Here is a 12,745-nt window from a genome sequence, read left to right on the forward strand (position 1 = left end):
CGTTGGAGTCTTCCGCTGGGCGGCGGGCTGCTCGGCGGCGTGCTGCGGAAGATCGGGGGCGGCCGCCGGACGGTCCGCAGATGCAGGCAACCGTCGAGCGGCACCCGGCCGCAGCTGGAGGCGTGTGGGCGTGCGCTCGACGCGGCCCTGTCGCGGGACACGCTGCGCCGGCTCGACGAGATCTGGCCCGGCCCCGACGGTGAGGCCCCCGAGGCATACGCCGGTGACCCGTGCGATCGGCCCCGTGGGCCGTCCGAGGGGAAGGTCCACGGGGCCGGTCGCGTGCCGGGCTCTCGTGCACGGTCAGAGCGCGGTGTCCGTCTCCTCGGCGAGCGTCCGCAGGAGGCGGTCCTGGAACGCCTCGTCGTGGACGGCCGGGTGCGGCTCCTGCCGTCGGCGGTGGTACCAGTAACCGCCGCTCGTCAGGGCCTGGGGGTCGTCGTCGGCGGCGAGCCACTCCTGCGTGCGGTGGCCGAGTTCGAGGTCGTCGGGCGCGTGGGGGCCGCCCATGCGGGTCGGCACCCAGCCCGGGTCCACGGCGTTGCTCAGCACTCCGTGGCGCAGGCGGGCCACTGCGGCGGCGAGGGTCGTGACGAACAGCTTGCTGTCGGCGTACGAGCCGGCGGTCCGGCCCCGCCAGTCGACCCCGGTGAGCGAGGGCCGCCCGTCGAAGTGGGAGCCGCTGCTCACGTACACGAGTCGGCGCGGCCCGGGGAGCAGGGCGGTGAGCAGGTACGGCGCGATGATGTTGACCGGCATGACGGCCGGTCCCCGGTACACGCCCGCGTTGTGGATGACCGCGTCGAGCGGCGGTTCGTCGTTCAGCTCGGCGGCGATACGCCGTACGTCCTCCCGTTCCGTGAAGTCGCCCACGACGAGGCCTGCCCCGCGGTCGACCAGGTCCTGGAGGACGACCGCGCGCTGTCCGTTCCGGGCGTGGGCGACGACCTCGTGTCCTTGGGCCAGCAGCGCGTCCACCGCGGCACGCCCGAGACCGTCCGCGGACCCGGTCACCAGGATCCGGCTCATGCCCGTACCCCATCTCCGTCTCGCGCGCGCGTGCCCGGGGCTCGCGACGCGGGTGTCCTTGCTCCGTTCCGTCCGTCCGCGCCGCCACGGCGGGCAGCGGGCAACGTTCCTGCTCGCATGGGTGCCGCTTTCAGTTCGCTGTGGAGGTCTGCGAGAGGGCTGCCTCCTGGGTCGCCGCCCAGGAGGCGAGCAGGCGCAGGCCCTCTTCGGACGGGGAGCCGGGCTCGGCGGTGTAGATCGTGAGGGTCAGACGGGGCTCGGCCGCCGTCTCCAGGCCTTCGAAGGCAAGCGTGAGCTCCCCGACCACCGGGTGGTGGAACCGCTTCGTGCCGGTGCCGTGATGGCGCACGTCGTGGGCGCCCCACCTCGTACGGAACTCCTCGCTGCGGGTCGACAGCTCGCCGATGAGGTCGTGCAGGTCCTTGTCGTACGGATCTCTTCCCGCCTCCGTGCGCAGGATGGCCACCGCCACGTCCGCGAAGAGGTCCCCGTCGGGGTAGAAGCGCCGGGAAGCGGGGGCGAGGAAGTTGAAGCGGGCGAGGTTCGTCTGATTGTCGGGGGCGGCGTAGACATCGGCATAGAAGGCGCGGGCGAGCTGGTTGGCGGCCAGGACGTCCATCCGGCCGTTGCGCACGAACGCGGGCCCGGCGGTGATGGCGTCCAGGGTCCACTGCAGGCTCCGGTGCAGCTTCCCCTGCCGGCCGGCCCGGCGCCGGGGGCGGGCGAGGGCGTCCGAGCCGTCGGCCGCCTGCGCCAGGTGGAGGAGGTGGGCCCGTTCCGCGTTGTCCAGCCGGAGGGCCCGGGCGACGGCTTCCAGGACGGCCGGAGAGACACCGGCGAGGCTGCCGCGCTCGAGTTTCGCGTAGTACTCGACGCTCATGTCGGCCAGGGCCGCGACCTCGCTGCGGCGCAGCCCCGGCACGCGCCGCCTGCTGCCGGAGGGCAGGCCGGCCTGCTCGGGGGTGATCTTCGCTCGCCGCGAGGTGAGGAACTCGCGGACCTCGTCACGATTGTCCACACCTCGACCGTACGGCCTGCGGACCGCGCGAGGGATGTACCGGCAGTACACCCCTCGCTGGTGACTCGCTGACCGCCCGGACGGGCGGTTGGCTGGATGACGTGGCGCTGCACGTCTCCGGCCGGCGGGTCGGCACGGCGGCCCGCCCCTGACCCGCGGGGGCCCATGGCGCCGTCCCGGACCAGCGGGGCCATGGTGCCGCCGTGGCCCCGTGGCCGCACAAGCCCCCGCCGCCGGTACGCCTGTCCGCCGGCCGCCTCGACACCTAAGGAACTCCTCATGCGCGGAGCAGTGATCCATGCCCCCGGGGACATCCGCTTCGATACGCTCGAAGACCCGAAGATCCTCGGGTCGACCGACGCGGTCATCCGGACGGCCGTCACGTGCGTGTGCGGCTCGGACCTGTGGCCGTACCGCGGTCTGGACGCGACCGGCGAGGCGCACCCGATGGGCCATGAGTACGTCGGCTTCGTGGAGGAGACCGGCAGCGAGGTGACCTCCCTCAGGCCTGGCCAGTTCGTCGTCGGATCCTTCGCGACCTCGGACAACACCTGCGCCATCTGCCGCAACGGCTTCCAGTCGAACTGCCTGCACCGCGAGTTCATGAGCACCTGCCAGGCCGAGTACATCCGCATCCCCAACGCCCAGGGCACCCTGGTCGCGCTCGACGAGACGCCGGACGAGGAGTTCTGGCCCGGCCTGCTGGCCCTGTCCGACGTCATGGGCACCGGCTGGTGGGCCGCTGACGCAGCCGAGGTGAAGCCCGGTTCCACCGTCGTCGTGGTCGGCGACGGCGCGGTCGGCCTCAGCGGGGTGATCGCGGCGAGGGAGACGGGTGCCGAGCGGATCATCGCGATGAGTCGCCACGAGCCCCGGCAGAGGCTCGCCCTCGCCTTCGGCGCCACCGACATCGTCACCGAGCGCGGCGACGAGGGCGTCGCGCGGATCAAGGAACTGACGGGTGGCATCGGTGCGGACAGCGTCCTGGAGTGCGTCGGCACCGCCCAGGCGATGCGGCAGGCCCTGCGCTCGGCCCGGCCGGGCGGGAGCGTCGGCTTCGTCGGCGTCCCGCACGACGTCGCGGTCGACGGCGAGGAGCTGTTCTTCTCCCACGTCGGCCTGCGCGGTGGCCCCGCCCCCGTACGCCGCTACCTCCCCGACCTCATCGACCGCGTCCTCACCGGCCGCATCGACCCCGGCAAGGTCTTCGACCTCACCCTCCCCTGGAACAGGTCGCCGAGGGCTACCGGGCCATGGATGAGCGCCGCGCGATCAAGGCCCTCCTCAAGCCGTGACCAGCGGTACTCGGCGCGGTACGCGGCGTTCACGGAGGCGTTCTTCCCGTCGGGCGCGTCCAGGAAAGTGAACTCCTTCTCGACCCGCCGGGGCGGACGCGTCCGACGGGCGGGCAGCTCTGGAGGCGGACGACGCCCGCGCAACGCAGGATGTGGCCCCTGTACGCGGCGGGGTTCACCACCGCCTTCGGGGGCCGCTGCATCCCCGAGAAACGCACGAGCCAGACCACGGGTGCCGCCGAAGTCGACAGCGAACTCGTCGGCGCCGGAGGCCCGCTCCTCGTCGTGGGCGTCGCCATCATCGCGAGCCTCACCTATGGGTACAGCACCCTCACCGCGGTCGGCGTAGCTCTCGCGTTCGTGCGTCGCGCGACCACCCAAGCCGGGACGCGCGCCACCGGGAGTGGGTGACGCCGTCGGCCGGCCCCTGCCCTGCCTGCTCCCGCCCCCGCCCCTGCCCGGCGCGCGTCGGTCGCTTGCGAAGGCCTTCGTGCGGCGGGCCTAGGCTGGCCCACGAACGATCCGGCACCGGCCGGGAGCGAGAGGAGCAGGCAGGGATGAACGGCCCCGAGCGGGAGCTGGCCGAGGCCCAGCGCGAGCACTGGCAGCACACCTACGGATCGCATCCCGGCATGTACGGGCAAGAGCCCAGTGCGCCCGCCCGCCACGCCGCCACGTGTCTCCGGGCGGCCGGGGGTCGGGAGGTGCTGGAGCTCGGCGCCGGTCACGGCCGTGACGCCTTGTTCTTCGCGCGCGAGGGTTTCACCGTCCAAGCGACCGACTTCTCCGCCGTCGGCCTGGAACAGCTCCAAGAGGCCGCCCGCGAGCAGAACGTCGCCGAACGGGTGACCACCGTGGTGCATGACGTACGCGAGCCTCTGCCGCTCGCGGACGCGTCGGTCGACGGGGTCTTCGCGCACATGCTGCTGTGCATGGCCCTGTCCACCGAGGAGATCCACGCGGTGGTCGACGAGGTCCGTCGCGTGCTGCGACCCGGCGGGATCTTCGTCTACACCGTCCGGCATACCGGTGACGCGCACTACGGCGCCGGTACCGCGCACGGCGACGACATCTACGAGCACGGCGGCTTCGCCGTGCACTTCTTTCCCCGCCCCTTGGTCGACACCCTCGCCGAAGGCTTCACCCTGGACGAGGTCCACGCCTTCGAAGAGGGCGACCTGCCCCGACGTCTATGGCGTGTCACCCAGACCAAGCCGCGATGAGTGCCGCACCGGGACCCCGGCCCGCCCTCACCGTGGACGGCACCGGTCTGCTGTGTGTCACGCTCCTGCTCCGCCTCCGCAGAGCCATCCAGGACGCCGAGGCCGGCACGGTCGTACACGTCATCGCCACCGACCCGGCCGCCCCGCTCGACCTCCCGGCCTGGTGTCACATGACCGGACACCACTACCTCGGCCCCGTCGACATCACCAACCTCAGCCTCGGCCCCGGCGAACGACCCGTCTATGCCCTCCGACTCGCCTCGAACGCCCTGCCCACCAGGCCGGATGCGCCCTGGCACACGGCCTGAAGCCCCCTCAGGCCGGGGTGAAAGACTTGAGCGCTGCGGCGGCGAGGAGGTGTTCTGGCTTGCGTTCGTTAGCGTCGGTGCAGCCGGCGAGGGCGCACCTCGACGGTGTCCCTCGCCATCCTGACATTCAGCGAAGTCGCTGCTCGTACTTCCACCTTCGACGGAGACAACCCCTGACTGGGCCGAAACTTCCTGGCCACAGCCTTGAGCCGCCATCTACGCTCCGTCGATGCGTACCGTCTTCGTGTTCCCTGCCGGCGAGTCGACCGCGACAGCCGCGCGGCTTGATCGGCTGATGCGTGGCCAGGACGGGTACTGGACGGACGGAAAGCTGTACATCGACCTCGAGGACGAGCAGGACGGTCTGCTGTTCACCGACTGGGAACCCGAGGACATACGGCTGGTGGACTCCGCGCTCGGCCATCACCCGACCTGGGCGCTCCAGGTCGACGTCTCCGGTCGCATTGACGGTACTGCCGAGATCCGCAGCTTCCTGTCGCACATCCTCGAGGCAGGTGGCGTCGCCATCGACGACTACTCCGAGCATTGCTGGACGCTCGAAGAGATCAACACCGAGTGCAAGGTCGATGGGCTGGGCTTCTTCGACTTCCGCACCCACTACGAACGGTACAGCCAGCAGGCCTGGACGATCGCTCGCGCAAGTGCAGAGAGGGAGGTCTAGTGCCGCAGCAGGCGACGTCCGTCCTGTCGACGACGGCTCGCAGGCGTCGGTCGTCGGCATGGCGGGCGCGCCGATGTTGCGTGCGCGGGCGAGGCCCGGATGCCCAGAGTGATCGGGTCATAGTCGCTCACCGGAGCCGACACCACGAGTTCTGCGGTTGACGACAGTCCGGGACGGGGCTGGACTGGTTTATGGACGCTGCGGTGACTCCGCCTAGGGAGAGCAGCAATGACAACCATGGACACGTTCAACCTTTTGCAGCCGTACAAGATCGCCGAGGAGACGTTCGTCATCCCGTGGGCCCTTGAGGCCCCGCCGGTCGGCCACTTTCCGATGAACTCGATGGTGATCCGAGGAGCCGAACCGATCCTCGTGGACACCGGGGCGCCCGCAGTCCGCGCCCAGTGGTTGGAGGCAGCCTGGTCCGTCGTGGATCCTCTGGACGTACGGTGGATCTTCCTCACCCACGACGACCGCGACCATGCCGGCAACCTCCTGGCGGTCCTCGCCGAGTGCCCGAACGCGACCCTGCTGACGACGTGGTTCTCCATCGGCCGCATGGCCGAGGAGTGGGAGACTCCCATCAACCGGTGCCGCTTCATGACAGACGGCGACACGATCGACGCGGGCGATCGCACCCTGGTCGCCAAACGACCGCCCCTGTACGACAACCCCACAACCCGCGCTCTCTTCGACCGGAAGACCAGCACCCTGTGGTCCGTGGACACCTTCGCCACGAACGTGCAGACCCCCATGCCCGAAACGGCAGCGCTGTCGCCGGACGAATTCCGCGACGGCCAGTTCTTCGGCGGTCGGCTGGTCTCCCCCTGGGTCGCCCTGCTGGACACCCAGAAGTTCGGGACGGTCGTCACCGACTTCCAACACCTGAACGCCGAGGTCATCGCCGGCTGCCACTGCCCTGTCCTCCGCGGTCCCCAGATCCCCGAGGCCTATGACCTTCTCCGACAGCTCCCCGAGATCCCACCGTGGACAGAGTTCACCCAGGCCGATCTGGACCAGTGGATGGCGCTCGCCGAGAGCTCGGTTCCGCCGGAGCAGCCGCGGCCGTCGGGGACGTGAGGGGCCGCCGCCGCGACGGGCGCATCGTCTCGCTCCAACTCCCCCCGGCTCCGGCAGATGAACAGCGGAACATCTGCCGCCACCCGTGCGCCTCGGGGCCCGGGAAGGATCCGGACGCCGCTGTCAGTGCCGGATGACACCATCCGATACATGAGTGGCGAGTCCTTCAACTGGCACGAGTTCCTGCGAGGTTGGCAGGAGGAATGGGTTCCGTGCGCCGACGAGGGCGACGGTCAGGCCGTCGTCCCCCTGGGCAGAGCCGGGGCGGACGAGGGCGTGATCGTCGCGGCCGAGGAGCGGCTGGGGCGGCGGCTGCCGCCCTCGTACCGGGAGTTCCTGGCCGTGAGCGACGGGTGGCACGTCGACCAGATGGCCGGGGTCTATCAGCTCGGTGGCGCCGCGGACATCGACTGGTTCCGGGATCCGTACGACATGACCTCGCTGTACGAGGAGGGTCTGGGCGACAACCCGCGCGAGGAGGACGTCCGGCTGGCCGGGATGTGGCAGCGGGCGCTGCGCCTCGAGACGGACTCCGACATGTCGCACGCCTTGCTCGACCCGGGCGACAGTGGTCAGGACGGCGAGTGGGCGCTGTACGTGTACAAGGGCTGGGGCGGCGAACTGCCCGCCCGGTACCCGTCGTTCCGTGCGTACATGGAGGCCATGTACCGCCACTTCCACTCCGTCCGGGCGGGCAGCCCCGACTTCGTGAACGCGACCACGCGCGTCCAGGACCGCCGTGTGGAAGAGGCCCGCCTGCTCGCTCTGCGCGGACGGTACGAGGACGCCCTGCCCCTGTTCGAGGAGGCCGCCTCCTTCGGGCGGCCGAGCAGCGCCGTCTTCGTGAACCAGCTGCGGCAGTTCCTGGCTCCGGGAAGCTCCCGGGACCCCGGCCACCTGGCGGCCGACCCGTGTTATCTGCCGGAGGTCCTCCCGGTGCAGGCCTTGGCGCCGGCGCGTGACACAGCGCGGCCGGGAGGGGACGAGCACTGGCTCAGGATGATGACCGCCCGCGGAGTCGAGCGGGAGACCGCCGAGGCCGTCCTGAGCGCGCTGCGCGACGGCACCCATCGATACGCGCCTCCCGGTCCGTGGGGCCGGGCGGTGGCCGAGGCCCGGGAGTTCGCCGAGTGGGGGGCGACCGACGCCGCGTGGCGGGTGCTGCGGGACGCGCTGCCGGTGTGGGAGGCGCCGGGACCCTTGCTGATCGCCCCGATCGGCCTGCTCGCCGATCCGGCCCTGGGTCCCCTGATCACCCCGGAGCGTGGGCGGGAACTCCTCGCGACACCGCGGGCCGGGGAGACGGGGCCCCTTCCTGAACCGGTGCCGGATCTCGATCCGCCGGGCCTTGCCTGGCTGACGGACCGGGAGCCGGACCAGCAACGGTTCGACGGGTACCGGTGCGTCTGGGTCGAAGGGGCCGACCCCGCCCGCCTGCCCGCTCTGATCGGCGAGGAAGGCGCCGAACTGAGTGCGCCCGCGGATCCGTACACGGTTTCCCGGCGGGCGCTCAGGCCCCACGAGCGGGAGGGCGTGGAGCTCTGGGAGGACCGGGCTGTGGTCGCCGTCGGCCGCTCCGGCGAAGCGTGGGCCTTCGCCTTCGACGGCCACTCCCACCGGCGCCTGGACACGTTGTTCCGGTCTCCCGCTGCTGCCGCCTCCTCGTCCGGCCGCGCGGTGGTCGTGTGGTGCGACCCCGCGGGCTCCTCACCGGGTGACGGTCCAGCAGCCGCGTTCCATCTGTCGGTGGCCGAACACGGCGAGGAGCTCTACGCCTTCACGGTCAGGGGTACGGAGATCCAGCGCTCCGGCACCGTGCCCGAGGCCCTGGACCCGGCGCGGCTCTTCCGCCCGGAGGACGGCGAGCCGGACAACCAGCGGCGGGTCCTGCGGGCCCTGCACACCGAGCTCGGGCTCTCGCTCCCCCGCTTCGCACTGACCCGAGGCAGGCTCCGCACGTTGACCACCCGGTCCTGGACCCGGGCGCCGCGCGCGGGCGAGAGCTACGCCTACCTCAGCTTCGTGCGGCACCGGCCCTGAGGCGGGAGGCTGTCCGGGGGCCGGCCCTCGCACCCGTCGGGCGCCGTGCGCCACCTCGGCCGGGGCTACAGCGCCCGGCCCCGCAATGACCGAGGTCCCCGAGGGGCCGCTTCACCGGGCCAGGTCCTCCTCGACACCGCCGCCCGGGTCCGGGAGGGAGGCCCGGGTCCTGGCCGTCCACGGCGAGCACCCCTGCGGCTGCGCGTCGGGGCGGCGAGTGCCTGGGCCCTGCGCGTACCGGTGCCCGGCGCCGCGTGCCGGCTGGACGGCACCAGCCCAGACGTCCTCCTTCACGGGGACTTCCGCCCGCGAGGTGCCGATCGTGGCCCGGCGGGTCAGCTCTCCTCGCGGAGGCCCCACGGGGATCCGTACGCGCCGAGCAGGTCGAGGAACGGGCGGGGCGGCAGTGCCTCGGGGCCGAGGACGCCGCTCGCCTTCCACGTACCGTCCGCGATCAGCTCCAGGGCGATCACCGGGTTGAGGGCGGTCTGCCAGACCACGGCCTGGGAACCGTACTCGCGCATCGTCCACTCGTTGTCGACCACGTGGTACAGGTACACCTCGCGCGCCTCACCGTCCTTGGTGCCCTTGACCCAGGTGCCCGCGCAGGTCTTGCCCTTCATGCGGTCTCCCAGCGTGGCCGGGTCGGGCAGGCAGGCGGCGACCACGTCGCGCGGGGAGACCTGGACCGGCCCGTCGGCGCCGGCGACGGTGACCTTCGCCGTGGAGTCGAGGCCCAGGTCGCGGAGGGTCTTCAGCTTGGCGATGAAGTCGTCGCCGAGGCCGTACTTGAACGTCACCCGGCGCGCGTCCACCCAGCGGGGCATCAGGAGGACCTCCTCGTGCTCGACGTTCACGCACTCCACCGGGCCGATGCCCTCGGGGAAGTCGAAGACCTCCGGCTCGCTGAACGGTGCCGTGGTGAACCAGCCACGGTCCTTCTCGTACACGACGGGCGGGTTGAGGCACTCCTCGATGGTGGTCCAGATGCTGAAGGAGGGAGCGAAGTCATAGCCCTCGACGGTGAGGTTCGCGCCGTCGCGTACACCGATCTCCTCGATCTCGTCGAAGAGTTCGTCGGCCGCGTACCGGGCGAAGACGTCCGACAGGCCCGGCTCGACGCCCATGCCGACCAGGGCGAGGCGGTCGGCGTTCTCCCAGGCCTCGGCCAGGGCGAACTGCTCGTCGCCGAGCTTCACGCCGCACTGTTCGTACGGGGCGGTCGGGTGCGGCACGGACAACGACATCGCCATGTCGACGTAGTGCGCGCCGGCGGCGAGCGCCGCGTTGAACAGGGGCATCACGAAGCGGGGGTCGGTCGCGTTCAGGAGCACGTCGCAGCGTTCCTCGACGAGGAGGCGGCGGACCGCGGCCTCGTCCGAGGCGTCTAGGCGGTGAGCGCTGAACCGGCTCTCGCGGTCGCCGAGCGCGGCCACGGCGGCCTCCGCGCGGGCCGGGTCGTAGTCGGCGACGACCATGTGGGCCAGGAAGTCACGGCGGGCCGCGATACGGGTGACGGCGGTTCCGACGCCGCCCGCACCCACGAGAAGTACACGCATGTCACACACCATTTCGTCGAGTCGTCCCCGGCGGACGCCCGGGAACGGCTCGATGGAACACGACCCCGGCGGTTAAGGTCTACGGCGTTGGCATAAGGACTCGGGGAGCGACGGAACGGTGGGGCGATGCCGAAGAAGGTGGTTCCGGAGGCGGAGCGGCGCAGGCGACGGCCGACCCGGCAGGGCACCGTCCTGTCGGAGGAACTGATCGTGCGGACGGCCCTGCGGATGCTGCGCGAGCACGGGGGCGCCGGACTGACCGCACGCCGGCTCGGTGCCGCGCTCGGCGCCGACCCGAGCACCGTGTACCGGTACTTCGCCGGTCTGGACGGCCTGACCCGGGCCATCGGAGAGGAGCTGATGGGGCGGGCCCTGGACAGCTGGACCGCCACCGGTCACTGGCGTGCCGACCTGCGTGCTCTGGGCCTGGCCATCCACGCCTCCTACCTCGCCCACCCGCAGGCCGCCCTGCTGACCGCCAGCCGTGTCACCGGCCGCCCCCGGGAGATCGAGGTGGACGAGACGATCCTCGGCATCCTGCGCGGCGCGGGCTTCGGCGACGCGGACGCGGTCGGCGTGTACCACGCCTTCATCGATCTGGCTCTGGCCTTCGCGGCCCTGGACGCGGGCGCGCTGGCCATCGAGGACGGGGTGAGGGAGGCGGACGAGGAGATGTGGACCTCCACCTACGCCCGGCTACCGGCCGAGACCCATCCCCACATCGCCGCGACCGCGCACCTGCTGGCGGACCGGATGAACCTCAGCGCCTATCCGGTCGTCCTTGACACGCTCCTGGGCCGGGCGGAGGCACAGCTGGTCGCCTCGCGGCACGAGGCCGCCGCGCCGTGAACCGGGGAGTCCCGTAACTGCGGGAGGGCTGCCTCCCGCGTGCACGACGGGGCCTGGTACGTCGGCGAAGTGCACAACCGCACCCGCGGCACCCCGTGGCGCATGGACCCGGACCCGGCCGACTCCCACCCGGGTCCGCACGCCCCTACGTGATCGTGCCGTTCTCTCACCTGGACGAGTACCGGGACCCCGAGGGCATCGACTTCGACGCCCGCCCGCAACACCACCCTCTCAGCAGCTTCCTCACCCTCCTCCGAGCGGGACCCACGACGGGGCCGGGATCGCTGCGGAGCGAACTGGACGACTTCGGGCCCGGCACCGGCACCGGCACCGACGGCGAGGATTGACGCCAGGCACCTTCGCGGGCTTCATCGATCCTCATCCACCGCCATCCGGCGATCAGGTCGAAGCCCCGTCGGTCGGCGAAGGTACGGCGCACGGGCGGAGGACCATGAGTGCGTCCTCCAAGGTCGCCGCCATGGCGAAGGGGAACCGGTCGAGTTCGAGGCAGAGGGCGACGTCATCAGGATGGACTCCTTGCCGCAGCCCCTCCGCCAGCTCGGTCGCGGCGCGCGACTCGGCAGCACGACGGAGGAAGTCAGCGGCATCCGCCCTCGGCGTCGTGGTCCTCGCAGCGATGTACTGAGCACACGCCAGGTCTTCATCGGCCTGCCCGTCCTCTCCGGTGACCACGAACGTGACGCTGTCGCTCCTGCGCTCCCGCAGGAGCCGAGCCGTCGCCTCCGCCACCACGAAGCTCGCGCACAGCACCAGGGACGCCTCCTTGACCGCGAGGGCGCCGACCGTCCCGGCCGTGGTCTTCTGCACAACGGTCCGTCCGCCGAGGTCGACCGATCGCAGCAGGCCCGGCGAGTTCACCGCGTCGAAACCGGGCGCGGGCGGGCCGTCCTTGAGCGCCACCCATTCCGGGTGACGATCCTTGAGGGCCAGGGCTTCGTCCAGCGACTCGGCAAGGACGATCTTCTCCGCCCCCTGGGCGAAGGCCCAACCGGCCACTGTGAAAGCGCGCATGACGTCCACCACGACCGCCACGGGCGGGACTTCGACCAGCTCGGCGATGCCGAGGAAACGAGCGTCCATCCGATCATGATCACGCATGCCCGAGCCGGAGCACCCGGACAGTGACGCGCGTCACGGTGGCGGGGCGACGTGACGTTCTCTGTGCAACGTGAGGGACCGGACCGGTGGGCAGCTCCGTCCCTGGCGGCGCGTGGGGATGCCGGTGGCCTAGAGTGCGGGTGTGCCGTCGTACAGCATTGGGCAGGCCGCGCAGCTGCTCGGAGTGAGTTCGGAGACCGTTCGCCGGTGGGCGGACGGCGGCAAGCTGGGCATGGAGCGCGACGCGGCCGGCAGGCGCACGGTCGACGGGGTGGCTCTGGCCCGCTTCGCGGCGGAGCGCGGTGCCGGACTGCACGCCGTGCCGGAGGACGACGTACCGACGTCCGTGCGGAACTCCTTCGTAGGGATCGTGACCGCGCTACGGGTCGACGACGTCGCCGCACAGGTCGAGGTCCAGTCCGGGCCACACCGCCTGGTGTCGCTGGTGACGCGCGAGGCCGTCGAGGAGCTCGCCCTGGAGGTCGGGGTCACGGTCACCGCGCGCGTGAAGTCGACCAGCGTGCACATCGACCTGCCCTGACC

14 protein-coding genes and 1 pseudogene are annotated in these 12,745 nt (G+C 71.6%); 10 read left to right on the forward strand and 5 right to left on the reverse strand.

Going from position 1 to position 12,745, the window contains the following annotated elements; translation table 11 throughout:
- Positions 1 to 303: 303 nt before the first annotated feature.
- Positions 304 to 1,029: an SDR family NAD(P)-dependent oxidoreductase gene (locus ACN9M0_RS00935; protein ID WP_366042582.1), complete on the reverse strand. Its 726-nt coding sequence runs from the start codon at positions 1,027 to 1,029 to the stop codon at positions 304 to 306.
- Between the two features lie 130 nt (positions 1,030 to 1,159).
- Positions 1,160 to 2,047 carry a helix-turn-helix transcriptional regulator gene (locus ACN9M0_RS00940; RefSeq protein WP_426402905.1) on the reverse strand — a complete coding sequence of 296 codons (888 nt, stop codon included), beginning with the start codon at positions 2,045 to 2,047 and terminating at the stop codon, positions 1,160 to 1,162.
- 279 nt (positions 2,048 to 2,326) lie between these two features.
- On the opposite strand from ACN9M0_RS00940, the pseudogene ACN9M0_RS00945 reads away from it, so the two are divergent.
- From ACN9M0_RS00945 to ACN9M0_RS00975, 7 genes and pseudogenes are all read left to right on the forward strand, one after another.
- Positions 2,327 to 3,342: pseudogene (locus ACN9M0_RS00945) on the forward strand (zinc-dependent alcohol dehydrogenase family protein).
- A 150-nt stretch (positions 3,343 to 3,492) separates the two neighbouring features.
- Positions 3,493 to 3,753, forward strand: coding sequence for a hypothetical protein (locus tag ACN9M0_RS00950; protein WP_426402906.1), 261 nt, complete (start codon positions 3,493 to 3,495; stop codon positions 3,751 to 3,753).
- A gap of 146 nt (positions 3,754 to 3,899) precedes the next feature.
- Positions 3,900 to 4,565: a class I SAM-dependent methyltransferase gene (locus ACN9M0_RS00955; RefSeq protein ID WP_366042584.1), complete on the forward strand. Its 666-nt coding sequence runs from the start codon at positions 3,900 to 3,902 to the stop codon at positions 4,563 to 4,565.
- The gene (locus ACN9M0_RS00960) at positions 4,562 to 4,873 is read left to right on the forward strand and encodes a sulfurtransferase TusA family protein (protein WP_426402907.1); all 312 of its coding nucleotides are present in this window, start codon (positions 4,562 to 4,564) and stop codon (positions 4,871 to 4,873) included. The genes ACN9M0_RS00955 and ACN9M0_RS00960 overlap by 4 nt, the downstream gene beginning before the upstream one ends.
- 229 nt (positions 4,874 to 5,102) lie before the next feature.
- Positions 5,103 to 5,555, forward strand: a complete 453-nt coding sequence (locus tag ACN9M0_RS00965; protein WP_366042586.1) for a hypothetical protein — start codon at positions 5,103 to 5,105, stop codon at positions 5,553 to 5,555.
- 228 nt (positions 5,556 to 5,783) lie between these two features.
- Positions 5,784 to 6,635, forward strand: coding sequence for an MBL fold metallo-hydrolase (locus tag ACN9M0_RS00970; RefSeq protein WP_366042587.1), 852 nt, complete (start codon positions 5,784 to 5,786; stop codon positions 6,633 to 6,635).
- 150 nt (positions 6,636 to 6,785) lie between these two features.
- Complete coding sequence (locus ACN9M0_RS00975) at positions 6,786 to 8,675, forward strand: SMI1/KNR4 family protein (RefSeq protein ID WP_426402908.1); 1,890 nt, start codon at positions 6,786 to 6,788, stop codon at positions 8,673 to 8,675.
- Between the two features lie 111 nt (positions 8,676 to 8,786).
- Here the strand turns inward: ACN9M0_RS00975 and ACN9M0_RS00980 are convergent, their stop codons facing one another.
- Positions 8,787 to 8,969, reverse strand: a complete 183-nt coding sequence (locus ACN9M0_RS00980; protein ID WP_426402909.1) for a hypothetical protein — start codon at positions 8,967 to 8,969, stop codon at positions 8,787 to 8,789.
- Positions 8,970 to 9,010: 41 nt separating this feature from the next.
- Entirely contained in the window at positions 9,011 to 10,234 is a 1,224-nt protein-coding gene (locus ACN9M0_RS00985) for a saccharopine dehydrogenase family protein (protein ID WP_366042589.1), read from the reverse strand.
- Between the two features lie 126 nt (positions 10,235 to 10,360).
- Between ACN9M0_RS00985 and ACN9M0_RS00990 the strand changes: the two genes are divergently transcribed.
- Both ACN9M0_RS00990 and ACN9M0_RS00995 read left to right on the forward strand, forming a co-directional pair.
- The gene (locus tag ACN9M0_RS00990) at positions 10,361 to 11,083 is read left to right on the forward strand and encodes a TetR/AcrR family transcriptional regulator (protein WP_426402910.1); all 723 of its coding nucleotides are present in this window, start codon (positions 10,361 to 10,363) and stop codon (positions 11,081 to 11,083) included.
- 155 nt (positions 11,084 to 11,238) lie between these two features.
- Positions 11,239 to 11,430, forward strand: a complete 192-nt coding sequence (locus ACN9M0_RS00995; protein WP_366042592.1) for a hypothetical protein — start codon at positions 11,239 to 11,241, stop codon at positions 11,428 to 11,430.
- Between the two features lie 52 nt (positions 11,431 to 11,482).
- Here the strand turns inward: ACN9M0_RS00995 and ACN9M0_RS01000 are convergent, their stop codons facing one another.
- Entirely contained in the window at positions 11,483 to 12,184 is a 702-nt protein-coding gene (locus ACN9M0_RS01000) for a 2-phosphosulfolactate phosphatase (RefSeq protein WP_426402911.1), read from the reverse strand.
- A gap of 160 nt (positions 12,185 to 12,344) precedes the next feature.
- On the opposite strand from ACN9M0_RS01000, the gene ACN9M0_RS01005 reads away from it, so the two are divergent.
- Positions 12,345 to 12,743, forward strand: coding sequence for a TOBE domain-containing protein (locus ACN9M0_RS01005; RefSeq protein WP_426402912.1), 399 nt, complete (start codon positions 12,345 to 12,347; stop codon positions 12,741 to 12,743).
- Positions 12,744 to 12,745 lie beyond the last annotated feature (2 nt).

Origin of the sequence: Streptomyces sp. R-07 (genome assembly GCF_049913175.1) — a bacterium.
Classification (GTDB): Bacteria; Actinomycetota; Actinomycetes; order Streptomycetales; family Streptomycetaceae; genus Streptomyces.